We start from the raw sequence: 25,458 nt of genomic DNA on the forward strand, positions 1-25,458 counted from the left end.
TTTTGCAATACCACAAATAAGGTCTGAATATACAACATTAATATACCAAAAAGTTAAGCTCTGAAGTCCGCATAAATGCTGTACTTGCAGAGCTTTATAACTTGTTTTTACTGCAAAACTCAGGTTAAATTGCCGAGGATTTATGGAAATAAGGTTTTGTTACGTGAATATTGTAAAGAGGACCTTCCGTATGAAGATACCTCACATTATCAGGCCTGAGCAATCCGACAATACATTTTATCAGCGTGCTTTTCCCGGCGCCGTTGGGACCGAGAAGCCCTACTGTTTCTCCTGTTTTGAGAGAAAAATTTAAATCGTCTATAGCTATTTTCTTGCTGAATTTTTTAGTGAGATGCCGAATTTCTAAAATAAATTTATCCATTACAAACCTTCTCTCCGGACTCTTAACTCTTAATTATACACCTGGTTCATTCTTTTGGAAGAGTATCTCCATGACCAGAGCAGTTCGTGCCAATATTACTCAAGTATAAAAACCATTTCGACAGGCTTATTCAGCAGTCTGGCAATTTTAATTGCGAGCACCAGTGTAGGGTTGTGTTTATTATTTTCAATGGCAATCACAGTTTGTCTTGTCACACCTAAGCTTTTGGCAAATTCTTCTTGTGTTAAATTTAGTTGTTTTCGTAATTCACGCACTCTATTTTTCATGCTTATCTCATCTTATTCCTATAATAAATGGTTGACAGCCAATAGAAGATACCTCCAACTGTGCCAATATAAAAAGCAAAATTTAATTTACTATATTTTGAAAAATCATACCATGCCCAGACTAGTAAAGCTAATAGCATGAAAACCCATGCGAGCCTCATCGATAAAAATGAGATATGAATTTCCATTTCATCGGCTTTTTTGAATATTTTCATTCTAATACCCCCCCGCATATTCAATGTAAAGGACTCTTTACATCAAATATATATTATTAGCTAAAAAATGTAAAGACCTTTTTACATAATGACTGGAAACCAATATTGTCAATGCCTCGACCAAAATAGACTCTGCGCAAAGTTGGGATCCAGAAGGTTTTTTCCGCCCGTGCTAGAATCTTTGAAGTGAGAGACATATACTCACTGTTCAGGGAGTTTTTCGGTTATTATCTATACCTCCTGTTGAATTAGAGAGTTAATGTCCTTTGTTTATTACGTTATCGGAATTTGACGCTATTGGTATGAATAATGGAGTCGAATTTATTGACCCGAAGTCCGCTATAATTACGGATCAAGCGTTAATGGGAAAGCGAGAATACGGAGATGTTAAGGCTCTGGTAGTTTTACTCATCACCACTAAAATCATAGGGACATTATTAGGACAGTTACTATTTTTACCGGCTGCTAAAATTATAGCAAGTTTCTATAGTTAATACGTAACTTGTTAAGATGAATGCGATGACGCCGCTAAAAATAAAGATACGTTTGGCGGCATCCATAGAAAGCTAGGAGCATGTATATCGTCACAGGACTTAAGCTCATATAATGAATTTATAATGAGGGAGAGATAATTCTATGATAAATAAAGATTTGAAATGCAATTATCCTTGTGATGATACAAACAAAGACAGAATCTATCCAAGAATAAATATCGATCCAAAGGCAATCAAAATGGTAATGATCTCAGAAGCTCCTCCAACAGAGCACGTAAACTATTTTTATCAAAAACTGGATGGCTCGTTCTTTCAGACCACAAAAACAGCATTTCAAGATGCCGGTGTTGAAATTAATTCTTATGATGACTTAACAGCCATGGGAGTCTATCTTACAACTGCAATAAAATGCAGCAAAATTAATTATCTTGTATCTGCGCAAACGATAAAAGAATGTGCAAAGCTGCTTGAAAATGAATTAGCTCAATTCCCCAATATTAAGGTAATCATGTGCATGGGTGATTTTGCGATCAAGGCTATTAATTATATCTATAAAAACAAGTACAAAACTGCTCCAATAAAACCTGGTTCAACATATAAAACCAGGAAAGAGGAGCATGTTTTTAATAATATAAGATTTTTCCCTTCTTATACACAAACTGGGGATAGTTTCAATATAGAAAAAAGTAAAAGGGAAATGATTGCGGAGGATTTAAAAAAAGCCTTGGAGTACGTAAAAGACTAACAACGGCGTTTAATCGATGAAAGAAGTTGGGGATACTTAGACGAAGGAGTAATAACAATGCAATGTTTCCAGGCTGTAAAAGACGAGTTGGAAAAACACAAGGATGTTGAAAAGGCTGAGTTCTTACCTAAATTTTTTAAAGTCGGCCCGGGCGAATACGGCGAGGGAGACCGGTTTATCGGTATTACCGTTCCCCTGCAGCGGAAGGTGGCCCGTAAGTATTTCAAGGATATTTCGCTGGGTGAAACAGAAAAACTGCTGCAGGAGCCCATTCATGAATACCGCCTGACCGCTCTCTTTTTGCTGGTTCTCAAGTATGAGCATGCAAAAAAAGAAGAAGATAAGAAAGAAATCGTTGACTTGTACCTTGGCAACCTGTCTTATGTAAATAATTGGGATTTGGTGGACTCTTCCGCAGAAAAGATACTTGGCCCGTATTTATGGGATAAGGATAAAGACTTGCTGTACAAGTTGGCCGGCTCAGACAACCTCTGGGAGCAAAGAATCGCCATTATTACGACATATCATTTCATACGAAAACGGCAGTTCAGCGATACTCTGAATATCGCCAGGATCCTGCTTGGCCATAAACATGACCTGATCCATAAAGCTGTAGGCTGGATGCTTAGAGAGGTAGGTAACCGGGATTTTGAAACTGAGTATAACTTTCTTGTGGAACACTATAAGATAATGCCGAGGACAATGCTGCGCTACGCCATAGAAAAGTTTGATGAAGATTTGCGGCAGCAGTTCTTGAAAGGGATGATTTGAAACTTGCCTGACTGATGCCGGGACTTATTAAAATTTTTTTGGGGGTAATAAATGATTGGAAAAATCTATCTACACAGAATACTATGGTTTTTGGCAGGTTCTTTATCCTTTGCGGCGGCACTGACCGGAGTGCTGAATCCCGGTATTTACAGCATGGTGATTAGTGCTGAGATTATGCCTGGAGTTCTTTCCCAGGATATAATTACCATAGCGGCATCCATAACCATCCTGGCTGTTGCTGTTCGCATCAAGGAGGAAGATACGGCCAGGCAGATAGTAATCCTTGGTATGCTCGGCTACTTGTTCTATGCTTATGGGATTTATGTCATCGAGCGTGTCTATAATGTCCTGTATTTACTTTATCTGGCTATATTTACGCTGTCTTTTTACACCATCATTTACGGTGTCGCAAGCATTCGCCGGGAGATCCCGCCAAAAACCGAACTGCCGGGAATCATGCGAAACACAGCGGTGGTGTTTTTGGCTGCTATTCCTTTAATCTTCATCAATCTCTGGATCGGCCAATTGCTGCCGCTGCTCCAGACCGGGCGGAAAATAGAATTTTATTACTCCATCTATATTTTGGACCTTTGTTTCGTGATGCCGGCTTTTTTAATCCTGGCGTATATGACTGCCAAAAAAGAAGGCCTGGGCTTGCTGCTGGCCCCGGCATTGTTTATCAAGGGATTCACCCTGTTTTTTGCACTGTCCCTGGGAGAAACACTTAAGCCGCTCTATGGCCTGACAACAGATATGTCATGGATGTGGTTTTCCTTAGTATTTTCATTGCTTTTTTTGGCGCTGACTTTTTCCTATTTGCGCAACCTTAGAATAAACACGTGAAACAACGTGAGGCTTATGATATATTTAAGCTTAATTAGTTTCAGCCAGCTCGTTGGACATTGTTTCTGAGCTGATTTTGGAAGTAAGTGGATTTAAAAAGAGGAGAAAAAACTGGCTTTATTATTAGACTGTGATATTATATTTAAAAACAACCGGAGGCTGGAAATGACCAAGACACTACCATACACAAAAGCGGAGATGGAAAAAATTATTGAAAAACATCCCACACCTTTTCACCTTTATAATGAGCAAGCGATAAGGGAAAACGCCCGGAAGCTCCTGGCGGCATTCGCCTGGGCGCCCGGCTTTAAAGAATATTTCGCTGTAAAAGCCACCCCGAACCCTTATATCCTGAAAATACTCATGGAAGAAGGATTTGGGGCGGACTGCAGCTCGCTGGCCGAGTTGGTCCTGGCGGAGAAAGTGGGGATTACCGGGGAAAACATCATGTTTTCTTCCAATAACACACCGGCCCATGAGTTTGTCAAGGCGAAAGAATTAGGAGCTATTATTAACCTTGACGATATCAGCCATATTGAATACCTGGAAAAACACGCGGGTATGCCTGAGATGATTTCTTTCCGTTATAATCCCGGGCCTCTACGCAGCGGCAACGCGATTATTGGCTTGCCCCAGGAGGCCAAATATGGTTTTACCAGGAAACAGCTCATTGAAGGTTACAGTATGGTACAGGAATTAGGTGTCAAAAGGTTCGGCCTGCATACCATGGTGGTTTCCAATGAGTTGGACCCCTATAGTTACATTGCCACGGCGGAAATGCTCTTTGACTTAATCTTAGAAATTTACCAGGCTACCGGGGTAAGGATTGGGTTTGTCAATTTTGGCGGGGGGATCGGTATTCCCTACCGGCCGGGTGAAGAGAGTGTGGATTTGAACCTCCTTTCCAGAGAAATCAAAAGAGCATATGAGGAAAAAATAATAAGGCAAGGCCTAGGTCCTTTAAGGATTACTATGGAACTGGGCCGTATGATTACAGGGCCATACGGGTGTTTAGTGAGTAAGGTCCTTCACAAGAAAGAAATCTACAAAAACTATGTCGGCCTGGACGCCTGCATGGCCAACCTGATGCGTCCCGCCTTATATGGAGCATATCATCACATCACTGTTTTGGGGAAAGAAGATTGGCCGCTAGACCATATGTATGATGTAACCGGTTCACTGTGCGAGAACAATGACAAGTTCGCCATTGACCGCCATCTGCCGGAGATTGTGCCGGGTGATATTGTGGTTATCCATGACGCCGGCGCCCACGGTCATGCGATGGGCTTTAACTATAACGGCAAACTGAGGTCCGCGGAGTTGTTGCTTAGACCAAACGGTGAAGTGAAACTTATCCGCAGGGCGGAAACGCTGGATGACTATTTTGCAACCCTTGATTTTGATTCGTTAGATGAGTAATTTGCCTGAATTACTTAAATTATGTTATAGAATGAAACTGCGAGAGGTTATAGAATGAAAGTTAATTTGTCAAACGTTCAAAAGACATTATTGCTTCCTTTGTGGGGCAGGGCTAAGCTAACAAAGGTAGGGAACCCGCTGTTAAGCGATCCTAAAGCAGTGGAGATAGTTGAGCAAATCGATTATGATTTTGCAGGTATAGAAAAGATCTTCACTGATTTTTTCAATATCGGCTGGATAACCAGGGCGAAAATGTTTGATGAAACGATCAAATGCTTTTTAGCTAAAGACCCCGGGGCAACCGTTGTCAATATAGGGGCAGGCCTGGACACAACCTTTTTCCGGGTTGACAACGGCCAGCTGCGGTGGTATGACCTGGACCTGCCAGATGTTATTGAAATAAGGAAAAAGATATTCCCGGAAAGTAACCGTTCAAGGTGCCTGGCAAAGTCTTTATTTGACCCGGACTGGGTAAAGGAAATCACAACCGGCGCACATAATGTTTTGTTCCTTGCCGGAGGAGTGCTGTTTTATTTTAAGGAAGCTGAAATAAAAAAATTATTTAAACTGCTGGCTGACAGCTTTCCTGGAGGAGAGATAGTATTCGACACGGTAGCGGAATTCAGTATCCCTATCATCAACAAAGGCATGCAAGAAGCAGGTCATGAAACAGCTCTGGTCAAATGGGGAGTAAATGATGCTGAAACCTTGTCCCAATGGGACCAAAGGATCATAGTATTAGAGGACTACCCACTGTTTTCGCGTATAGAGAACCGTGACTATTGGGGCGAGAAAATCGCTCTGTACATGAACCAGAGCGATAACTATAAAGCGTCTAGTATTTTCCACCTGAAATTCGCCGGTTAAAATAGTTCGTAAAGATTCTTGTCGTAGACAGAGCCGTCCATGGTGTGGAACTTCAACACCATGGACTTTTGTGATGTCTGGATATGTCAGCTTAAAGCCTGTCGCAGTAAAGGTGCATGGCTTCGCTCATGAATTTGGCCAGGCCGGGCTTTACCTTGTCGATACTGGCGGTAAAGCGCTCATCCTGGACGTACAGGTCGCCGAGTCGTCTGAAAATTACAAAGGCCTCAAACTAATTCGGCGCGCCAGCGCCGGAGGCGTTTGAGGCAATTGCATCGTTGTGCGACTGAAGTCACATCTACATTTGGGTGTATTTAACCGCATTCAACCTGGAGGCCGCCTTCTGTCAGCATCGAAGCCTAAGTAGGGTTGGGCCTTTCAGCATTTACCATTTACATTAGGCTTTTGTCGTGTTTAAACAAAGCTTTTCCTCCTTATTCCTTGGTACATTGCAAGTCCGGAACTTATTGCATGGGCGCGTGGAAGCCCTGTGACTGCTGCTGGATTATTTCTTGTTTTCCTTTTTCCACATACTGCTGTTCATTGGGGGCCAGCAAGAAGATTAACTGCTGCAGTTCTCCAACGTGCTGCCGTTCCTCATCGGCGATGTGATAAAGAACTTTTTTTACCCTCTCATCAGTTGTAGCCATGGCGTGAGCCTCATACCCGATAATCGCTTCCAGTTCACCAGCCAGGTCAACACGCAGAGCCTGGACAATTTCTGCCGCGGATAATTGGCGCGGGACATTGGCCACAAAAGGGTTGCCTAATAACGCCATTTTTAATCACCTCGTTGCTTTTCAGGTAGTATTTGTTGAGACATTAAAATTATTCACTGTAATCCAACTGCCTCAGTTTGTCGAAATGGTAAGATTTGTTGAATTGGCATGAGGATTATGGTAGTATTTGGAGGTTGCTGTAAAATAACTGTGGGTGATCACCAGTAATCTCCAGGCGAAAGAACAAGGATTTTTCTCTGGAGAAAAGAAGGAAACCTCCAATGCAAATCAGCCAAATCCACAAAGGAGGTTTCTTCGATGAATACAGCCCTTCAACTCCATACAGTCGCCGACCACCTTAAAGAAAGTCCCTGGCTGCAAGAGAAAAGAGTGAGTACTTTACTTAAAAGTGTACTTGCTGGGAAGACAAATTTCAATACTGTAGAGAAAGAACTATTTACCATCTCCAGAGAATACTTGATCCAGATGCTGGCTGCATTTTTAGAACACCTTGATCGCCTCATACTTAACTCGGCCCAACGGGAAGGTTGGGAAGTAGTTGAAATAAGGGAACGTACCCTCGAAACCACCTTGGGTGTGCTCAGATACCCAAGACGGTATTACAAAAAGCGCACTTTAAGCGGAGCATACGCTTACACCTTTTTGCTGGACGAACTGCTCGGTATACCACCAAGAGTCCATGTCTCTCCCCGGTTGAGCGAAATAGCGGTAATGCTTGCCGCCGAACAAACCTACAGGAAGGCAAAAGAAACCTTAGAAACCGCTTTGGGGGTGAGGGTCAGCCACGAGACCATTCATCAGGATGTTCAGGTAGCCGGTGAACACCTTAAGAAATGGGATGGGGAAACTGGTTTAGACGGCGCTGGTACCCGCGTTGTCCCTTTGTTGATTGTCGAAGTGGACGGAGCGATGATTAAACGCCAGCGCCGGCACAAAAGTGAGCAGAGGCGCTTTGAGTTGAAGACAGCCGTAATTTACGAAGGGTGGGAAGAAGGTCCAAATGGCAGAGCAAAACTGATCAACCCCACTTACTTCATTTACCACGGAAAAGGAGAAGAATTTTGGGGCGCCTTAGAACGGCATTTGAGTCGGCTCTACGATCTTGACGGCTGCTCAAGAAAAATTATTGCCGGGGACGGATCCGACTGGGTCCGGGAGGGTGCCGATCTTTTAGGGGCCGAATATCAATACTGCCGGTTCCACTTAAAAAGAGATCTTGTTAGATTGTTTGGTCAAAACCCGCAGATAAGACAAAAATTACAGAGAATATTTAAAGCAGACGACCGGGTAGCTTTCAACATATTTTTAAGGACACTGCTAATAGAAGAAAAAGATGATGCCAGAAAAGAAAAACTAAGAGCTTTCCAAAGTCTAATCAACAGTGTTTGGGAAGGGATTATCGACTGGCGGGAGAGGAACCGTCCCTGCCCTTCCCCGGCCCGGGGATTGGGAGTTATCGAACCTAATGTGGGGCATACCATTGCCCGGCGGTTTAAACACCAGGGGTCTTCCTGGTCGGTAAGCGGAGCTGATAATCTCGGCCATGTTCGTTGCGCAAAAAGAAACGGCAATCTTATAGATATACTTCGCCTGCCGGGGCCGCCTGCTCCAGAGAAAGAACCGGTACGAGTCCAGGATAGTTATTGGGCCAGGAGACAAACAGACGGCATGGCTGCAAAAGATCCTGGGGATTGGGTGCGGGCATCCTTGCCGGCAGCTTATGGTCCCAATCAAAAAAGCCGCGAACTGGCATTACTAATTAGCCGTCTCACTTCAGATTGGATTTTTTAGACATGTTTTTGGTGAACCCCTGAGGTTTTTTTGGGCGGCGCCGTCAGGGTAGCCTTGACGGCCGGGGACCCCACGCATGGTATAATGGGAGAAGCGACGGGTTTGCTACCTGTAGACATGTTCCCGGAGCCACCCCGTCGGCGTGTTTATAAGACCATGCGTGGGGGTGGCAGTCAGGGCCGCCGCCACCCATGTTTTAAAACTTTTGGAATCCATATGGTGTCAAACTTATAACTTGGTTGAGTTGCATTGGAAATTATCGGGAACGACCCACTTTAACTTGACAGCATCTATTTGGAGAAAGAGATTGCAAAAAAAGTTATTTCGTAAACTAATGGCTGAAGTATTACAGCAGTTGGTCACAGGAAATATGGAAGAGAGGTTGAATGTTTTATCCTGAATTTCTAAGGCGAGGTGATTTTAGCTGCGTAATTACTATGGTAATAATTCGAGAAAGGCAGGTCTAGCTCCCGGAACCCTGGTTCATACCGGTGAGAAAAAAAGAGAAAAGACAAAAATTACATTATTCTGTTATGATGAAGTGAGTTACCAGGAACAACAGTTGGAGAATATTGATGAATATCTTTTATATAAAGACAAGCCCGGAGTTAAGTGGATAAATGTTGAAGGCCTGCATCAGGTGGAAGTAATAGCGAAAATAGGTGAAATTTATGGATTTCATCCACTGGTACAGGAAGATATCTTAAATACCGGCCACCGTCCTAAATTGGAAGACTATGGTAACTTTGTTTATATAATTTTAAAAGTATTGAGCTTTGACAGAAAAACCGGCAAGGTAATTACCGAGCAGGCAAGTTTGGTGCTTGGACCAAACTATGTGCTTTCTTTTCTGGAGAATGATGTTGACATCTTTGACCCACTTAAGGAACGTATCAGGAGCGGACTGGGACGTATCAGAAGAATGGGAGTTGATTATCTTTTTTACGCTTTGATTGACGCGATAGTCGACAACTATTTTATAGTGCTGGAGAACCTGGGTGAAAGAATAGAATTCCTGGAAGAAAGGCTGGTGACAAATCCATCGCCGGTTACTTTGAATTCTATTCATAGGTTAAAAACAGGTATGCTTTTTCTGGCCAAGTCGGTCTGGCCTTTAAGAGAGATTATAGGCGGGCTTGAAAGAGGTGATTCTCCATTAATTAAGGAATCAACAGGTATTTATCTCAGGGATGTTTATGATCATGCGATTCAGGCGAGTGATACAATTGAAACATACCGGGATATGATTACCGGGATGCTGGATATCTACCTTTCCAGTATAAATAACAGAATCGGCGAAGTTATGAAAGTCCTGACAGTAATTGCGACTATATTTATTCCTCTCACTTTCATAGTCGGCATATACGGCATGAATTTTGAGTACATGCCGGAGTTGAAGTGGCGATGGGGTTATCCCATGGTCTGGTTGATCATGATTACTGTCGGAGTGTTTATGGGCGTCTATTTTAGAAAGCGGAAATGGCTGTAAAGGGAGGGGCAGTTCATATATTGATTGATTGAGATAGTTTTCCGGCCGAGCCGGAGGCCTTCCAGTAATACTTTCAGAAGATGATCAGAAATGGAAATAAGGAGAGATGGTTGTTATGGAAATGCAGAACTCGGAAAACCCTGTGCCGCAGCCTGAAGCAAAAAGTTACGCGATGGGGCTCTGGCAAAGGATAAGCGGAGTGCTCTGGGGAGGACCAAAGATAGCATTTGAAAATATTGTTGCTTTGCCAAATACATCTGGAATAGTTATTTTACTGCTGGTACTAAACCTGGCACTGGTCATCCCAATACTTCCCAAAATAAAGGAGTACACAATCTGGACTATTCAAAATACACCCGGCGCAGTAGATCTCCCTGCCGCCGCTGTGAACATGGCGGCCACCTGGGCGGCGGCAGTCTCACTGGCGGGTTCGGTAGCGGGGCCGCTATTAATGTGGCTGGTAATAGCCGGGCTCTTAAAACTGTTTAATACCTTCAGCGGCGAGAAGGCCCCATTTAACTGTCTGTTTGCGGTAACTGCGTACTCCTATCTGCCTGTAATGCTGGCAGGTTTGATCAGGACAGCCCTGATTATGACCACGCCAGCTCAGAATTTTGCACGGGTCAGCACCAGCCTGGCCTTACTCCTGCCGGGGGACAAGATAGACAGGCTTTATTTGATTTTATCCCAAGTGGATCCTTTCTTTATCTGGAGCCTGGCGCTGTTGGTTATCGGCGGTTCGGTGGCCATGAAGACTGCTTACAAAAACACCGCTATGTTTATCGGTGTTCTCTGGATAGTATACGTGCTGGCTCTGGGATTCCTGACCCCTATAAACAAAATTGGCGGGCTATAAAAGTGTCATAAAAAAGGGTTTAGAAATGTTTTATTATAGGAGTATTGAAGTAAAAAGTTCACTTTTAACGTCTGAATATTTAAGAGCAGTTTATGTGGTGAAAGGGGCGTAAAGTTTTGATTTTGCAGCGGCTTCGGCTTGTTTCCAGAAAGAAATTGATTGCCGGGGTGCTTATCCTCGGCCTTATTGTGTCGGTGGTTGCGCTGAACATGGCGAGGAATAAACAGCAGGCAGGCATTCCGGTTAAGACCGTGAAGGCTGAGATCAAGCCGATCCAGGATAACGTTTTTGCTTCCGGCCGGGTGAGGTTGTGCGCCAAGCAGGAGTTTTATACTTTTACCGGCACTACGGTGCAGGAATTGAATGTGTCGCCGGGCGACCGGGTGAGCAAGGGGCAGGTGCTGGGCAGGCTTAATGCTGAGGAGATCGAGGACGACTATAATGAGGCAAAAGCAAATTTTATTGCCCAGGAGGCCAGCCTGAACAAGGCCATCTACCCGCGGGAAGAGGAAGTAGAGCAGGAGAGGGCAAATTACCTGATGGCACAGGCGGATTACCGGAACGCACAAAAGAATTATGAGCGCAACAAGCTTATGTACGAGCAGGGGGCGCTAAGCGCGAAGGATTTTGACGAGGCTGAGCTGGACCTGGCCGTGAAGGAAGCTGCATACAAAATAGCGGAAGAGAAGCTGCGCATGAAAGAAACCGGCCCTGTAGGGCACGAGCTGACCTCGCTGCAGGCCCAGATTGAACAAGCCCGTTACCAGCTGGAGCAGGAGGAAAACAAGCTCAGCAAGACAGTGCTCCGGGCTGAAATGGACGGTGTGGTTACCGCAGTGGAAGTGGCTTTAGGTGATTATGTCCAGCCGGGCACAAGGCTGATTACCATCGGCGATACCGGGCAGTTGGAGGTAACCGCCGGAGTGAGCGAGGCTGACAGCGGCAGGCTGCGGCCAGGCCAAAAGGTGAAAGTGACTACTGCGGTCCAGCCGGGCCGGGAGTATACAGGCATACTTCAGAGTGTTTCCCCCGGCGCGGTGGTGGCGAAGACCTCCGAGCGGGGCAGCCAGGTGGAAGTGCCGGTGATAGTGAAAATTGAGGGTGACACAGAGGGGCTACGGCCAGGTTATACAGTCGACTTGAGCATAACCACATTAGACAAGGACAGTGCTCTGGTAGTGCCGTATGAAGCTGTTGTGGAAAAAGAAGGTGCCAAAAAAGTTTTTGTGGTGGAAAATGGGACAGCAAAATTAAGAAATGTTACTATAGGTGTTGACTCAGCCCTAGCCACGGAAATTATAACAGGTCTTTCAGAGGGTGAAACAGTTATAGTCAGCCCCGGGGAGGAAGTAGCCGACGGCAGCCGGGTAAATGAAGTAAAGAACCTGCCAGCGGCCAAAGGGGGCGCCGGCACCACATGATCAGGGTAGAAAACCTCGGGAAAACTTACATGGCCGGCGCCCATCCTGTAGTTGCCCTGGCAGGTGTCAACCTGGAGGTAAAGCCGGGCGAGTTCGTGGCCATAATGGGCCCCTCCGGGTCGGGCAAATCAACCCTGATGAACCTGTTGGGCTGCCTGGACACGCCGACATCGGGCTGCTATTTTTTGGACGGAACAAAAGTCAGCGGTATGAATGACACAGAACTGGCGCGAACCCGCAACCGCAAAATAGGCTTTGTCTTTCAGACCTTTAACCTGCTGCCGCGAATGAGCGCCATGCGCAATGTCGAACAGCCCATGATCTATGCCGGGGTGTCGCCCCGAGAAAGGGTAAGGCGGGCCGCGCAGGCGCTGGAAAGGGTGGGACTGGCCCAAAGATTACACCACAAGCCGAGTGAACTTTCCGGCGGGCAGGTCCAGAGAGTATCCATTGCCCGGGCGCTGGTCAACAACCCAAGTGTAATCCTGGCGGACGAGCCGACTGGCAACCTGGACACCCGTGCTGGGGAAGAAATCATGGCTATTTTTCAGGAACTTAACCGCAGTGGGGTGACTATCGTCCTGGTCACGCACGAGCCTGATATAGCGCTGCACACATCAAGGATCGTCCATTTTCGCGACGGGCGACTGGTAGGCGATGAACCTGTGGCCGACCCGCTGGACGCCAGACAGTTGGTGAGCGTGGAACCAGCGGCAAATCAATCCGGCAGCAGCGATCAAGGCGGGGAGGCGGGCCTGCCATGAACCTTCTGGAAAGCATCAGAGTAGCCCTGGAAGGGATCATGGCCAGCAAGCTGCGCTCGCTGCTGACCACCCTGGGCATTGTCATAGGGATTGCGGCCGTAATTGCGGTTGTGGCTATCGGCCAGGGCGGCAGGGCTGTTTTAATGTCCGAGATGGAAAAGATAGGCACCAATATATTTGCCATTTATGTAGACTGGCGCACCAACAAGCAGGTGACGGGACGGGAGTTTGACCTGAGTGATGTGGCGGTGATTAAGGACAAGGTACCTGATATTACACGCCTTTCTCCGGTCAACCAGGTTTCGGGTGAGGCCAGGGGGACCAAAGACAAGAAATCTACGCAGATATTAGGGGTTTCTTCCGATTATGCCTATATCCGCAAGTTCAACATGAAGGAAGGACGTTTCTTCTCGGAGGAGGACGATACGGGCAAGCGCCGGGTGGCCGTACTTGACGAAGAACTGGGCGGGCAAATTTTCGGCCGGGTAGACCCGCTGGGAAGCAAGGTTACACTCGGCAGCACACCTTTCCTGGTTGTGGGTGTTGTGGCCAAGGGGGAATCAGCCCTGGGGTTTGAGGAAAACCCGAAAGTGTACATACCCATCCAGGTATGGCAGGTAATGTTTAACACCCAGGTGCAGGAGTTGGAGGGCAGCGCCGTCTCTAAGGAAAAAGTGGACGAGGCTATGGGCCAGGCCGTGAAAGTTTTGGAGCGTCGGCACCGGGAGCCCGGCAAGTATGCCAGTGTTAGTATGGAGCAGGAAATGAAAACGGCCAATAAAATAACCGGCATCATGACCCTGGTGATTGGGGCCATCGCGGGAATTTCACTTTTTGTGGGCGGCATCGGGGTGATGAACATCATGCTGGTGTCGGTGACTGAGCGCACAAGGGAAATCGGTATCCGTATGGCCTTGGGCGCCAGACGCAGGGACATATTGGTGCAGTTCCTGATCGAGGCTGTGATGCTGTGCCTGCTGGGAGGTGTTATCGGCATGGCCCTTGGTGCCGGAGGGGCTTACCTGATCGCTAAACTGGCCAAGTGGCCGCCTCTGGTATCCTGGTATACTGCTTTGCTGGCTTTTGCCTTCTCAGCGGCCATAGGTGTGGTGTTCGGGATCCTGCCCGCCAATAAGGCTGCTAGACTGAATCCGATTGAGGCGCTGCGCAGAGAATAGTAATATTTGTAACATTGTGCGACAAAGTCGCACCAATTTGAGGCCGGCGGAACCCCGCCGGTCTTAATTTGGCTTTGTCTTTTTTAAATGCCCGCAGCAGAGTAATTTATAACCTGGTTCGCCTGGCAGGGGAGCAGGGTGAAACCGGTGCGTCTAATACGGCAATTATACCGCGTTTATCTCAGTTAGAAATAGCTAATCTTTGCGGGGTTTCCAGACAAGTGGCAAATAAGATTTTAAATGAGCTCTGCTCAAGTAAATTGATTGAAACAACCCAAAAGCGCATTCATATCCTTGACCTGGATGGTCTGGGCAAGCTGCTGCTAATATAAATCCAATGTTCATTAAGTACAAGAAACCGGAAGGGAGAACCTCAGCCGGTTTCTTTCTTTGGGTGATGAAATCTGGCTTTGTTGCTATTCTGGGTGTAATTAATTTCTGTTTTTGTCACCCCGGTGACAGAATCATGCAAGTAAGTTGTTTTATAATATAGGCAAAGGTAGGATCAGACTGATAATTTGCCCTTAATATTTGACTACCAGCACATTTGGGGGTGAGTTGCAGCATGTCAGAATCAGAACAAAGGAAAGCTTTGAAACAATTCAGACAGATTCCCGGTGTGGGACGGTCGATAGCCTGGGATTTCGGTCGGTGCAGGAACTCAAAGGCCAGGACCCGGTTAAAATGTACTTCCAGCATTGCATTCAAAAGGGCATGAAGGTAGACCGCTGCATGCTTTATGTTTTTCGCTGCGCTGTATATTATGCTTCCAACAGCACACATAATCCGGAACTGCTGAAGTGGTGGAACTGGAAGGACATTAATGCTTGAGAAAATTTAAAATATATATTATTCTCTTGTAAGTTTAACAGACCAGGACGATATTTTACCGGCAGGGCTGTATAAAACACCTTTCCCTGTATACTCCGACTCGTTGATCATAGTTAAGACCTCTGTGCCGAAATACTCTCCTTTTTGAGAGCTGAACAGAGAGATAATCGAGTCTTCCACGACGGCAAAACTGCCCAACAGTGTTCCCAGGGCCGGGTTTACCGATTTCCACGAAGTAACGTCCTTCGCAAAGGGGACTATTTCATAATCATTTTTCAATTCCGTCGGGCTTTCTCCCGGCAGGATCATGCTGCTGTTCAGAAACCACGTTTTCTTGAGATGGGTTATAAAGGACTCCCCGGTGACTTCCACGGGGTTGTTTTTTTCATCATAGTAAGTCCCTTTCGCAATCCAGGTGCTTTCTGTAAACAAAAAAGTGTGTTTCATAAATCCTCCTGTATTTTTGATAATAGTCGCTAAACATTTTTTAACACGTAACCGGTAAAAAGGCAAATACACTTTTTATTGACACGGATAATTTTTGGGATAAAAGTTTATACAGTCCTTGACAAAAGATGTACAGCGTGATATTTTGTGATCAGTATATTTCGCGTCACGAAATAAATCGGTGGGGTGTAATGTTGTACAGTAACGATGAATTATACGAATATGTACTGGATAACATTCAGAAAGTGGTTTTCCCTGAGGAACTCATCAGGCTCAAATTATCTCTGTCTGTGTTCGAGCTTATAGCTCTAATGATGTCTGAAAAGTACCAGACCGTTACCATGAGCAGCCTGGCCCAGGGTATGTCTGTCCCTATGAGTACAGCCACCGGCATAGTCGACCGTATGGTTAAAAAAGGACTGTTGGAGAGGGGCAGGAGTGAAGAAGACCGCAGGGTTGTGACAATATCCCTTTCTGCAAGCGGCAAAGAATTGATTGATGAATTTAAAGGGCATATTTATTCTGTCCTGGACAGGGTGCGGAGTCTGCTTACTGTTGAAGAGTTTGAAACAGCACTGGAACTGCTGCGCAAATTAGTCCTGGGATTCCAGCAGGAAGAACGGGCCACTGAGAAAACAGTTATGGAGAGACGAATTATTGAAATAGAATAAGCAGGAAGGCTGATAAAAATTTTTATGGTAATATTTCGACATGCGAAATGTTGGTAGATAGTATTTTATGCAAGTCGTAATAATCACAGAAAGACCTGAAGGGAGAATCAAAATGAGGGTTATACTCTATACCGGCAAGGGAGGCGTCGGTAAGACCAGTCTTGCGGCCGCAACCGCTGTGGTTTCAGCGGCGGCGGGGAAAAAAACCATTGTGGTAAGCACGGACGCCGCGCACAGCCTGGGAGATTCCTTTGACCTGAGACTGCAAAACGAACCTGTGAAAATACGTGAAAACCTGTGGGCACAGGAGATAAGCACATTGCTCAGCGCCGAAAAGAGGTGGGGGAAGGTTCAGGAGTACCTGTCCGCCCTGCTCATATCGCAGAACATTAAAGACATCACCGCCGAAGAACTGGTCGTATTTCCGGGGCTGGAGGAGCTTTTCAGCATGCTGGAAATCCTTAACCACTGCAAAAAGGGCGATTATGATGTCGTAATCGTAGACTGCGCCCCTACGGGCGAGACCCTCCGGCTGCTCAGCTTTCCCGCTGTCCTCAGCTGGTGGCTGGACAAAATATTTCCCGTGCAAAAAACGCTGATCAAGATTGCCAGGCCGATATCCAAACCGCTGTTAGGAGTGCCCCTGCCGGGTGATGACACCCTCGACAGTATAGCTGAGCTGTTCCAAAAACTCGGTGAGATGCACGCCCTTTTGACCGATCAGGAGATCACTTCAGTCAGGATAGTGGTAAACCCCGAAAAAATGGTAATCCGGGAAGCAGAAAGGAGCTTCATGTATTTAAACCTGTATGGTTTTAATACAGACGCCGTGATTGTTAACCGGCTGCTGCCGGCTGTGGACCTGGGGCAGTATTTTGAAAAATGGGGGGAACTGCAGCATTCCTACCTGCGGTATATTAAAGACCAGTTCAGCCCGATACCTGTTTTTACAGTCCCGTTATTCCGGCAGGAAGTTGTAGGTTTTGCTGCCCTTGAAAAAATGGGAGGTGATTGTTTTGGTGACAATCCTCCCGAGCAATTCTTCTTTAGCGGGCAGTCACAGACAATCAGCCAGGCCGGTGACGGGTATGTTTTGGAAATGTCCCTGCCCTTTGCGGAAAAAGGAGATATTTCGCTTTCCCAGCGAGGCGACGAGCTGACCGTTAGAGTAGGAGACTATAAGCGTAATATCTTTCTGCCCCGTATACTTCTGGGGCGGGACGCGCTGGGCGCAAAAATGGAGGCTGGAGTATTAAAAATTAAGTTCGGAGGTGTGAAAGAATGACAAACAGAGCATGTGATGAATGCCCGGTCAAAGACTTGCAAAGAGTCCACCGTTTACTGGAGAAAAGAGCGCTTGCTAAAATGCCGCAAGAAGTACGTGAGCCGCTGCTGGAAGCAAAGAAACAAATGAGATTGGCGCTGCGGAGGTTGATCGGCCATGCGCTGGGAGGGGAAGAAACCGGCGAGTCAAAGTGCCGGAACAAGTCACGCCAGATAAGACTGGATTAAGGCGGAGGCAGAGGGAACTAAAATGGAAGTGAAAGGCAGTCAGGTAAAAGAAAAGCTGCTGTTAATATTATTTGCTCTTGCCGCGGGCTTTATCTTTGATTACCTGTTTTATGGGAAGGAACTGGGTATATCTTATCCTATTTATGTCCTTGTCTTACTGAGCCTCTTCTGGTGGAGCCAGCGTCAATTCATTTCAGTTGAAAAGAGTTTTGGCTGGTTTGTCCTCATCCCTGTACTGCTGCTGGCCGCAACGTTTGCCATTTATGCCAACCCGGTGCTGCTGGCCATTAATTTCTTATTGATACCAGTGCTGCTTGTCGTGCATACTATTTCAGCCGCGAACAGTCGTGTGTCCTGGTCGGACTTGAGCATTATAGGCCAGATTGTAAAACGGGTTATCCCCCTGACTATCGAAAACATTCCCAAACCTTTTCTATTTATAGTGGAACAATTAACTCCGAAGGAAAGCGGCAGCGGTTTTTTAACTGTAAAGAAGATTGTCACAGGCTTATTAATTTGCGTACCGGTATTGTTCGTTGTGCTGCCATTGCTGTCATCCGCAGATATGGTTTTCAATCACTACCTGAGCCATGTCGCAAGGTTCTGGGAACTGGTTGAGCTGGGGCCTGCCGCCAGGCAGGGGTTAATCATACTGTTTGTTTTTGTTTGCCTGTCCGGCTACATCTGGAGTTTCCACAGCAAGCCTCCCAAGGTTGAAACTGAGAAGCCGACAAAACATGGTTCACTTGATCCTGTCACCCTGCTGACTGTTTTATTTGTAATTAATCTTGTTTACCTGCTTTTTTCAATAATCCAGTTCTCTTATTTGTACGGCGTCCAGGGCCACTTGCTTCCCGCCGGTTTCACCTATGCAGAATATGCCCGCAGAGGCTTTTTTGAACTGGTTGCCGTAACCATAATAAATTTGGGTATCCTTTTAGGCAGCTTTCATTATGTCGACAAGAAGAACCAGCGTGTTAACACCATAGTCCGCTATTGCCTGAGTCTCCTGGTGCTTTTTTCCCTCAACATGCTGTTTTCAGCTCACTTCAAGATGTCTTTGTATGAGGAAGCCTGCGGCCTGACCTACCTGCGCGTCTTTGTTCATTACTTTATGCTCTTGCTGTTAACCTTAATTTTGCTAGCACTGGGCCACGTCTGGCACAATAAAATACCTCTGGCCAAAGCCTATATTGTCATTGCCCTCGCCTTTTATACCGTCCTAAATTTTATTAATATAGACAAAATTATCGTCCGCAGCAGCATCGACAGGTATGTTAAGACCGGCGAGATTGACATCAACTACTTAAAGACCCTGTCCTGTGACGCGATACCGGATCTGCTGACTTTAACCCAGGATGCTGACCAGGAAACCGTTCAGCAGATTAAAGCTTACTTGTTAAAAGAAAAACAGTACCTTGCTGAAGATAAACCATGGCAGTCTTTTAATTATTCGCGCTACAAAGCAAATTCGGCTCTGAAGAATGTAGGAGGTGAGAATAGATGAGACTGGATTATTATCTGCCCCAGTATAATTTTGTTGAAAGACACAGTATTACTGTCAATTCAACACCGGAGAAAGTTTTTGAAGCGTTCTGGCAGCTTGATATGGCTGAATCAAAGATAATTAAAACCCTGTTAAAAATACGCGGTACATACGGTCTAATATTCCCCGGGAAGTCAAATAAGCAGTCATCACTTGGATTATCAATTAAAGACATGATAGATAAGTCAGGCTTTATCCTTCTCGAAGAAATGAAAAATAAAGAGGTTGTAATGGGATTTGTGGGCAGGTTCTGGCGGCCATCCGGCGGCATAGACCGTAGTGTAAAAGCAGAAGACTTTGTCGGGTTTAATAAAAACGGATATTGTAAGAGCGCCTGGAATTTTTATATAGAACAAGAACTAGGTGATAAGCTGAGGTTGCCCACGGAGACCAGGATTTTATGTTGCGGGGGCAGCGCCAAAATACTGTTTTCCCTTTATTGGGCAGTGATAAGGCCTTTCAGCGGCTGGATACGTCTCGAAATGTTAAGGATAATAAAAAAAACAGGCGCTAATGAGTTTAATTAATTTTAATTAATTTTAATCAAACAGGTAATGCTAAAACCGCCTGGAATCTTTATATAGAACAAAACCCCGATGATACTGTAACATTATCGACGGAAACAAGGATTTTATGCCTGGGAGGTCAGGCAAAATCATCGTTCCGTCTTTATTGGACGGTTATAAGACCTTACAGTGGCTGGATACGGCTTGAAATGTTAAAGATGATTAAAGAGCAGGCGGAAGGAGGTGGCGCCTGCCCTTAAAATGAAGTTTTTAAATGTGATATATATTGATTGAAGGCCTGCATCTTCTCCTTAGTCAAATAAAAAACCTTCACCTTTATACTAAAGATGAAGGATGTTCTGTGCATCCTACCCGGGATATATTTTTATCTATCTTAAGTCATGCGACTTTAGTCCTACTGTAAAATAAGGAAGCAAGTCCTATTTCCACTAACTTTGAAAACAGCTAAAATGTAGGAAATGTGTCATATTTTATCGAAAAAGAGGCGATTCTAATTGAATAAGACCGAACTTGTCAACAGTGTACGCGAAAAAGCAAACCTGTCCCTGAAAAACTTTGAGGAGGCTCTTAAAGCGGTTTTGAGCACTATCACCCAGACACTTGCCAAGGGAGACAAAATTCAATTATTAGGTTTTGGGGCTTTTGAAACAAAAGAACGTGGAGCCAGAAAAGGCCGCAATCCTCAAAACGGGGCTGAGATTAAAATTAGTGCGAAGAGAGTTGTCGTTTTTAAGCCTAGTAATGCTCTTAAGAGCCGGGTGAAATAAAAGAAGCCTTCACTGAACCGACCCCAAGAGGTTTGGACGACAGTTAAACTGCTCTCTGGGACTGATTCCTGTATTGAACAGGGCTCAGTCCTTTAAATTTTCTCTTTAAGTCAAAATTTCTGGGCCAGGATCGCCAGCTGTGTCCTGTCCCTGGCCCCAAGTTTGGCCAACAGGCTGCTCACATGATTTTTTACTGTCCCTTCGGTTATAAACAACGCTGTGGCAATTTCAGCATTGGATAAACCCCTGCCAATAAATCTAAGCACTTCCTTTTCGCGGTTTGTCAGTTGGGCCAGGCTGTTTTCAGGCAAATCATTAAAAGAGGCCCCTGCTCCCTGCATTGCTATCCTTTCCATAACTTTCAGCGTCACGTCCGGATGCAGGCAGGCGCCGCCGGAATGTACCGCCCTGATGCACTTGCATAACTCGTCAGGCGGCATGTCTTTAAGCAAAAATCCTTTTGCTCCGCTTTGGATACCTTCAAAAATCAACCTTTCCTCATTAAAGGTTGTTAAAATCAGCACCTTCGTATCCGGAAACAGTCTGCTTATTTCTTTAGTTGCCGCAATACCGTTTATCACAGGCATACGCGCGTCCATCAGCACAATATCAGGCTTTGCCAGCCCGCAAATTTCCAGAGCCTCCCGCCCATTGTGACAAATACCCGTAACTTCAAAATCATCTTCAAGCTGAAGAATAGTTTTTAATCCTTCACAGACTATTGGCTGGTCGTCAACAATCAGAATTCTTATCTTTTTCATTGCCCTTTACCCCGCCTATCTATACAACCTTCGATTTTAAAGCCCCCGCCGGCCCAGGAGTGAAAGCTGATTATGCCGCCGATATCCGCGACTCTTTCGGCCATTCCCTTGAGACCGTTCCCTTGTATAACCTGATTAGTTCCGGCGCCATTATCCAAATAGAAAAAGTATAAGAAGTTATTGTCACCGTAAATGAATATATGCGCATGATCGGCATGAGCGTGCCGTAAGGTATTGGTAAGCGCTTCCTGAAAAACCCGGTAAATAGTGAACTGCTCTTTCCCGGAAAGCCCTAAATCCCCGGATGTAACGTCAATGCTGACCTTTAGGCCGGTTAAATCCTGAATCCCCTGAACCATTTTCCTTAGACGGGAAATCAGTTCGAATTCGGGATTTGACTCCTTCATAACTGTAACCAGTTCCCTGACAGAATCGATGGCGGCGCGGGAAATCTGTAAGGCTTTATCCCAATAAGCCTTCCCGGCTTCAACATCATGGCTCATCAACCTTTTTCCCGCCTCCAGAGTTAAAATCAAGCCGGTAAGATTATGACCCAGGCTGTCATGGATTTCCCCGGCTATGCGCCGCCGTTCCGCTTCGGAAGCCAGGCTTTCGCTCCAGGCCATACTCTCTTTAAGTTGAAGGTTTACGTATCCAAGTTCTTTAGCCTGTTTTTCATAGGCGAGCCTTTGTTCCCTCTGCCTTCTCTCACTGAAAACCAGAACAAAGATAAGTCCTAAGAGAAGTACTTCGGCAATATTAGGCATCTGCACCTGTCCCATCTCTCTTAAATCAAATAAGGCGGTGGATCCTAAATTTCCCGCCAGGGTAAGTATCACGTAAGCAATCCAATAGGGCTGTGGTAGTGCTGCTATTCCCTCCATCATATATACAATAAATAATTTATCAACGCCCTTTAGTGAGAATAGAGAGAAAATGAAGGCCAGGAGTAAATCCAAATGTAAAGTTAGAAAATTTACTTTAGGTCTCTCATAACCATGGATGTTGCGCCAAAAACCGCTGATTACCAGGGCGAGCGCCAGCAATACCAGTGGGAAGCTCAGCGGGGTTGCCCCGAAAACCCTGATAAAAACCATGGCATATATAATGATTTTGATTAACAAAAGCAATATGAACATTTCTGCTCCACATAATTCTTTTTTTCTACAATTTTTATCCTTTTTTGAATAAATTCCTGCTAAATATTGAAAAACCAAATTATTTGGCGAAAGATGGAAGGGAAAAACGGGTCAGTTGTGGAAGAAAACAAATGCTTAATTCCAAATGCCCGCATGGGATAATCTCAGTTATTTATGGCACCCTAAAAATGAAATATGAGATCAGTGCAAAAAGTGAGGAACAGTAAATGAAAAATGAAAAAAATGACCTGGAATTGCTTTGTATCAATACTCTGCGGATGCTGGCCGTGGACATGGTGGAAAAAGCTAAGTCAGGCCACCCGGGCATGCCCATGGGCGCGGCCCCTATGGCTTTCACCCTCTGGACCAGATTTATGCGCCACAATCCCCAAAGACCGTCCTGGCCCAACCGGGACCGGTTTGTACTTTCCGCCGGTCACGGCTCCGCGCTCTTATACGCTTTACTACATTTAAACGGTTATGAACTGACTTTAGATGACCTCAAAAATTTTCGCCAGTGGGACAGCAAAACCCCAGGCCATCCGGAGTACGGCCACACACCAGGGGTGGAGGTTACCACAGGCCCGCTGGGCCAGGGCATCGCCAACGCGGTCGGCATAGCTGCCGCGGAGCGTTTCATGGCGGCTTACTTCAACCGCCCAGGTTATGAGGTTGTTGACTATTATACTTATGTTATTGCCGGTGACGGTGACCTTATGGAGGGTGTTTCACACGAAGCCGCCTCCCTGGCCGGGCATTTGAAGCTGGGCAAGCTGATCTGCCTTTATGACGATAACCGCATTAGTATTGAAGGGTCAACCGAACTGGCCTTTACCGAGGACCGGGCGGGCCGTTTCGCGGCCTATGGCTGGCATGTGCAGCAGGTTTCAGACGGGAACGATACAGAGTCAGTGGCGGCAGCCATTCAGGCGGCTCAGGCGGTAAATGACAAACCTTCGATGATCATGGTACGCACTCATATTGGCTACGGCAGCCCGAATAAACAGGATTCACCCTCGGCGCACGGTGAGCCGCTTGGCGTGGAAGAAGTTAAGAATACTAAAGAGAAACTGGGCTGGCCTCAGGAGCCTGACTTCTTTGTCCCCGAACAGGTGTGGTCCTATTTCCGCAATGCAGTTGCCGGGCGCAGCAAACATGAACAAGAATGGCAATCCCTGTTCAGCTCCTTTGCACAAGCATACCCTGAATTGGCCGTGCAGTACCGGCAGTGGGTCAGCGGCAGGCTGCCGGAAGGCTGGGACAAGGACCTGGTTACATTCCCCGCCGACCAGAAAGGGGTGGCCAGCCGGGCCGCCTCAGGCACTGTACTGAACGATCTGGCCGCCAGGCTGCCCAACCTGGTGGGCGGCTCAGCCGACCTGGCGCCTTCAAACAAAACAATCATCAAAGGGGCGGGCGATTTCTCCCCGGCCGATTACAGCGGGCGCAATTTTCATTTCGGGGTGAGGGAGCACGGCATGGGCTCCATCCTTAACGGGATGGCGCTGGACACGGGGCTGATCCCTTACGGCGGCACCTTCCTGGTCTTTGCTGAATACATGAGGCCGGCCATACGCATGGCCGCCATGATGCAGCTCAAGGTAATTTATGTTTTCACCCACGACAGCATCGGGTTGGGTGAGGACGGTCCCACTCACCAGCCTGTTGAGCAGTTGGTCTCGCTCAGGGCGATCCCCGGCCTGACGGTAATCAGGCCGGCTGACGCCAATGAAACCGCCATAGCCTGGCGCTGTGCCCTGGGACGGAAAAAGGGGCCTACGGCCTTGATCCTGTCGAGGCAAAACCTGCCTACCCTGGACAGGCAGCAGTTTTCGCCCGCGGACGGCTTGGTCCACGGCGCCTACCAACTAAACCGTATTGAAGACAAAAAACCGGACCTGATCCTGATCGCAAGCGGCTCGGAAGTGCACCTGGCACTCCAGGCCGCGGCAAAGATTAAAGAAAAGGACGTATTGGCAAGCGTCGTCAGCATGCCGAGCTGGGAGCTGTTTGAAGAGCAAACGGAGGAATACCGCCGCAGGGTATTGCCGCCTGAAATTACAGCGCGTGTGGCCATAGAGGCCGGAAGTACGCTGGGGTGGCGCCGCTACACCGGTGATAAAGGCGAGATCATCGGGATTGACCACTTTGGCGCCTCCGCTCCGGCCGGGAAGCTGTTTGAAAAATTCGGCTTTACCGCCGACAACATTGTTAAGAAAGCTCTAAGCGTGCTTGACCGCTAGCCCCGTGAGTGTAGGTGCGGCTTCAGTCGCACTAAGGTTTAGGACGAGAATTGTTAGAAGTCATTGCAGCATTGTGCGAATAAATTCGCACCTACACTTAAACAGCCATAGCATTGTTCAGAAATTGTAGGTGCGGCTTCAGCCGCACTGTTTGAGTGTTGGTCGTTAAAAATGATGTTTAAGCTAATGGCTCCCTTTTATGACTGGTTTGTTAGGGCCACCCGTATTGACCATTCAGAGCATGTTCCAGTCTGGCTGGCGCCTGTCAAGGATATGGAACTGCTTGATCTGGGAGGCGGCACCGGTATCAACGCCGAGGTTTTAAGCAATGCTGGAGCAAAGGTGACTATAGTAGACTATTCCAAGGCGATGCTGAAACGGGCGGCCGCTAAAAAAATGCCGATCCGGCTGGTACATGCCGCCGCGCAGGCGCTGCCGCTGCCGGACTGTTCATTTGACATTGTGCTCATATCCGACGCCTGGCACCACTTCCGCGACCAGGCCGGTGTTATTTATGAAGTAAGACGTGTCCTGCGCCCGGGCGGCAGGTTATATATAATTGATTTCGCCCCCGGGCATTCAGTAACAAAATATATCTCTTTTTTTGAAAAGCTGCTGGCTGAGCCCTCAACTTTCACCATGCCGGACGACTTAGTCGAATTGTTTGGTGCTGCCGGGATCGCGGGAGACTACTGCCGCCTCAGGATTGGCCAGTATATTTACACCGGAGTGAAAGAAAAGCCCTGATACCG

General features: G+C 46.5%; 29 protein-coding genes and 1 pseudogene. 23 read left to right on the plus strand and 7 right to left on the minus strand.

Going from position 1 to position 25,458, the window contains the following annotated elements:
• Positions 1-124: 124 nt before the first annotated feature.
• From Pmgp_RS14020 to Pmgp_RS14030, 3 genes are all read right to left on the minus strand, one after another.
• Positions 125-382 carry an ATP-binding cassette domain-containing protein gene (locus tag Pmgp_RS14020; protein WP_205078038.1) on the minus strand — a complete coding sequence of 86 codons (258 nt, stop codon included), beginning with the start codon at positions 380-382 and terminating at the stop codon, positions 125-127.
• A gap of 95 nt (positions 383-477) precedes the next feature.
• Positions 478-669: a helix-turn-helix transcriptional regulator gene (locus tag Pmgp_RS14025; protein WP_134214608.1), complete on the minus strand. Its 192-nt coding sequence runs from the start codon at positions 667-669 to the stop codon at positions 478-480.
• Positions 670-671: 2 nt separating this feature from the next.
• Complete coding sequence (locus tag Pmgp_RS14030; protein ID WP_134214609.1) at positions 672-884, minus strand: hypothetical protein; 213 nt, start codon at positions 882-884, stop codon at positions 672-674.
• Between the two features lie 299 nt (positions 885-1,183).
• Between Pmgp_RS14030 and Pmgp_RS14035 the strand changes: the two are divergent.
• From Pmgp_RS14035 to Pmgp_RS20930, 7 genes and pseudogenes are all read left to right on the plus strand, one after another.
• Positions 1,184-1,378 (plus strand): annotated as a pseudogene (locus Pmgp_RS14035) (lipid II flippase family protein); the annotation flags it as partial.
• 142 nt (positions 1,379-1,520) lie between these two features.
• Positions 1,521-2,123, plus strand: coding sequence for a uracil-DNA glycosylase family protein (locus Pmgp_RS14040; RefSeq protein WP_205078039.1), 603 nt, complete (start codon positions 1,521-1,523; stop codon positions 2,121-2,123).
• A gap of 57 nt (positions 2,124-2,180) precedes the next feature.
• Entirely contained in the window at positions 2,181-2,894 is a 714-nt protein-coding gene (locus Pmgp_RS14045; RefSeq protein ID WP_134214610.1) for a DNA alkylation repair protein, read from the plus strand.
• A 51-nt stretch (positions 2,895-2,945) separates the two neighbouring features.
• Entirely contained in the window at positions 2,946-3,737 is a 792-nt protein-coding gene (locus Pmgp_RS14050; protein ID WP_134214611.1) for a hypothetical protein, read from the plus strand.
• A 165-nt stretch (positions 3,738-3,902) separates the two neighbouring features.
• Positions 3,903-5,156, plus strand: coding sequence for a diaminopimelate decarboxylase family protein (locus Pmgp_RS14055; RefSeq protein ID WP_134214612.1), 1,254 nt, complete (start codon positions 3,903-3,905; stop codon positions 5,154-5,156).
• A gap of 54 nt (positions 5,157-5,210) precedes the next feature.
• Positions 5,211-6,023, plus strand: coding sequence for a class I SAM-dependent methyltransferase (locus Pmgp_RS14060; protein ID WP_134214613.1), 813 nt, complete (start codon positions 5,211-5,213; stop codon positions 6,021-6,023).
• A 73-nt stretch (positions 6,024-6,096) separates the two neighbouring features.
• The gene (locus Pmgp_RS20930; RefSeq protein ID WP_427910039.1) at positions 6,097-6,288 is read left to right on the plus strand and encodes a hypothetical protein; all 192 of its coding nucleotides are present in this window, start codon (positions 6,097-6,099) and stop codon (positions 6,286-6,288) included.
• A 199-nt stretch (positions 6,289-6,487) separates the two neighbouring features.
• On the opposite strand, the gene Pmgp_RS14070 is transcribed toward Pmgp_RS20930, so the two are convergent.
• Positions 6,488-6,802: a demethoxyubiquinone hydroxylase family protein gene (locus Pmgp_RS14070; RefSeq protein WP_134214614.1), complete on the minus strand. Its 315-nt coding sequence runs from the start codon at positions 6,800-6,802 to the stop codon at positions 6,488-6,490.
• A gap of 258 nt (positions 6,803-7,060) precedes the next feature.
• Here Pmgp_RS14070 and Pmgp_RS14075 point away from each other — a divergent pair, with 258 nt between their 5' ends.
• The 8 genes from Pmgp_RS14075 (at position 7,061) to Pmgp_RS14110 (ending at position 15,093) form a co-directional block, all read left to right on the plus strand.
• Positions 7,061-8,554 carry an ISLre2 family transposase gene (locus tag Pmgp_RS14075; RefSeq protein ID WP_134214615.1) on the plus strand — a complete coding sequence of 498 codons (1,494 nt, stop codon included), beginning with the start codon at positions 7,061-7,063 and terminating at the stop codon, positions 8,552-8,554.
• Between the two features lie 562 nt (positions 8,555-9,116).
• Complete coding sequence (gene corA, locus Pmgp_RS14080) at positions 9,117-10,043, plus strand: magnesium/cobalt transporter CorA (protein ID WP_243119861.1); 927 nt, start codon at positions 9,117-9,119, stop codon at positions 10,041-10,043.
• A 115-nt stretch (positions 10,044-10,158) separates the two neighbouring features.
• Positions 10,159-10,899 (plus strand): Yip1 family protein, encoded by a 741-nt coding sequence (locus tag Pmgp_RS14085; protein ID WP_192902937.1) that lies wholly within the window; start codon positions 10,159-10,161, stop codon positions 10,897-10,899.
• A gap of 116 nt (positions 10,900-11,015) precedes the next feature.
• Positions 11,016-12,320 carry an efflux RND transporter periplasmic adaptor subunit gene (locus Pmgp_RS14090; RefSeq protein WP_153189225.1) on the plus strand — a complete coding sequence of 435 codons (1,305 nt, stop codon included), beginning with the start codon at positions 11,016-11,018 and terminating at the stop codon, positions 12,318-12,320.
• Entirely contained in the window at positions 12,317-13,084 is a 768-nt protein-coding gene (locus Pmgp_RS14095) for an ABC transporter ATP-binding protein (protein ID WP_134214619.1), read from the plus strand. The genes Pmgp_RS14090 and Pmgp_RS14095 overlap by 4 nt, the downstream gene beginning before the upstream one ends.
• Positions 13,081-14,262: an ABC transporter permease gene (locus Pmgp_RS14100; RefSeq protein WP_134214620.1), complete on the plus strand. Its 1,182-nt coding sequence runs from the start codon at positions 13,081-13,083 to the stop codon at positions 14,260-14,262. The genes Pmgp_RS14095 and Pmgp_RS14100 overlap by 4 nt, the downstream gene beginning before the upstream one ends.
• Before the next feature lie 68 nt (positions 14,263-14,330).
• Positions 14,331-14,594 (plus strand): helix-turn-helix domain-containing protein, encoded by a 264-nt coding sequence (locus Pmgp_RS14105; RefSeq protein ID WP_134214621.1) that lies wholly within the window; start codon positions 14,331-14,333, stop codon positions 14,592-14,594.
• A 226-nt stretch (positions 14,595-14,820) separates the two neighbouring features.
• Entirely contained in the window at positions 14,821-15,093 is a 273-nt protein-coding gene (locus Pmgp_RS14110; RefSeq protein WP_243119862.1) for a helix-hairpin-helix domain-containing protein, read from the plus strand.
• An 18-nt stretch (positions 15,094-15,111) separates the two neighbouring features.
• Here the strand turns inward: Pmgp_RS14110 and Pmgp_RS14115 are convergent, their stop codons facing one another.
• Positions 15,112-15,540 (minus strand): hypothetical protein, encoded by a 429-nt coding sequence (locus Pmgp_RS14115; protein WP_134214622.1) that lies wholly within the window; start codon positions 15,538-15,540, stop codon positions 15,112-15,114.
• 191 nt (positions 15,541-15,731) lie between these two features.
• On the opposite strand from Pmgp_RS14115, the gene Pmgp_RS14120 reads away from it, so the two are divergent.
• From Pmgp_RS14120 to Pmgp_RS14145, 6 genes are all read left to right on the plus strand, one after another.
• Complete coding sequence (locus tag Pmgp_RS14120; RefSeq protein ID WP_192902938.1) at positions 15,732-16,211, plus strand: MarR family winged helix-turn-helix transcriptional regulator; 480 nt, start codon at positions 15,732-15,734, stop codon at positions 16,209-16,211.
• Positions 16,212-16,323: 112 nt separating this feature from the next.
• Positions 16,324-17,496, plus strand: coding sequence for an ArsA family ATPase (locus Pmgp_RS14125; protein ID WP_134214624.1), 1,173 nt, complete (start codon positions 16,324-16,326; stop codon positions 17,494-17,496).
• Complete coding sequence (locus tag Pmgp_RS14130; RefSeq protein ID WP_134214625.1) at positions 17,493-17,723, plus strand: hypothetical protein; 231 nt, start codon at positions 17,493-17,495, stop codon at positions 17,721-17,723. The genes Pmgp_RS14125 and Pmgp_RS14130 overlap by 4 nt, the downstream gene beginning before the upstream one ends.
• Before the next feature lie 22 nt (positions 17,724-17,745).
• A complete protein-coding gene (locus tag Pmgp_RS14135) occupies positions 17,746-19,230 on the plus strand; it encodes a DUF4153 domain-containing protein (protein ID WP_134214626.1) in 1,485 nt (494 codons plus the stop codon).
• Positions 19,227-19,796: a hypothetical protein gene (locus Pmgp_RS14140; protein WP_134214627.1), complete on the plus strand. Its 570-nt coding sequence runs from the start codon at positions 19,227-19,229 to the stop codon at positions 19,794-19,796. Before Pmgp_RS14135 ends, Pmgp_RS14140 begins: the two co-directional genes overlap by 4 nt.
• Before the next feature lie 494 nt (positions 19,797-20,290).
• Complete coding sequence (locus Pmgp_RS14145) at positions 20,291-20,563, plus strand: HU family DNA-binding protein (protein WP_134214628.1); 273 nt, start codon at positions 20,291-20,293, stop codon at positions 20,561-20,563.
• 110 nt (positions 20,564-20,673) lie between these two features.
• Here the strand turns inward: Pmgp_RS14145 and Pmgp_RS14150 are convergent, their stop codons facing one another.
• Together Pmgp_RS14150 and Pmgp_RS14155 are read right to left on the minus strand one after the other, a co-directional pair.
• Positions 20,674-21,324, minus strand: coding sequence for a response regulator transcription factor (locus Pmgp_RS14150; RefSeq protein ID WP_134214629.1), 651 nt, complete (start codon positions 21,322-21,324; stop codon positions 20,674-20,676).
• On the minus strand, positions 21,321-22,463 hold the full coding sequence (locus Pmgp_RS14155) for a sensor histidine kinase (RefSeq protein ID WP_134214630.1): 1,143 nt from the start codon (positions 22,461-22,463) through the stop codon (positions 21,321-21,323). Before Pmgp_RS14155 ends, Pmgp_RS14150 begins: the two co-directional genes overlap by 4 nt.
• A gap of 227 nt (positions 22,464-22,690) precedes the next feature.
• Between Pmgp_RS14155 and tkt the strand changes: the two genes are divergently transcribed.
• Positions 22,691-24,706, plus strand: a complete 2,016-nt coding sequence (gene tkt / locus Pmgp_RS14160; protein ID WP_134214631.1) for a transketolase — start codon at positions 22,691-22,693, stop codon at positions 24,704-24,706.
• 171 nt (positions 24,707-24,877) lie between these two features.
• Complete coding sequence (locus Pmgp_RS14165) at positions 24,878-25,453, plus strand: class I SAM-dependent methyltransferase (RefSeq protein WP_134214632.1); 576 nt, start codon at positions 24,878-24,880, stop codon at positions 25,451-25,453.
• Positions 25,454-25,458 lie beyond the last annotated feature (5 nt).

It is taken from the genome of Pelotomaculum propionicicum (assembly GCF_004369225.1).
Classification (GTDB): domain Bacteria; phylum Bacillota; class Desulfotomaculia; order Desulfotomaculales; family Pelotomaculaceae; genus Pelotomaculum_B; species Pelotomaculum_B propionicicum.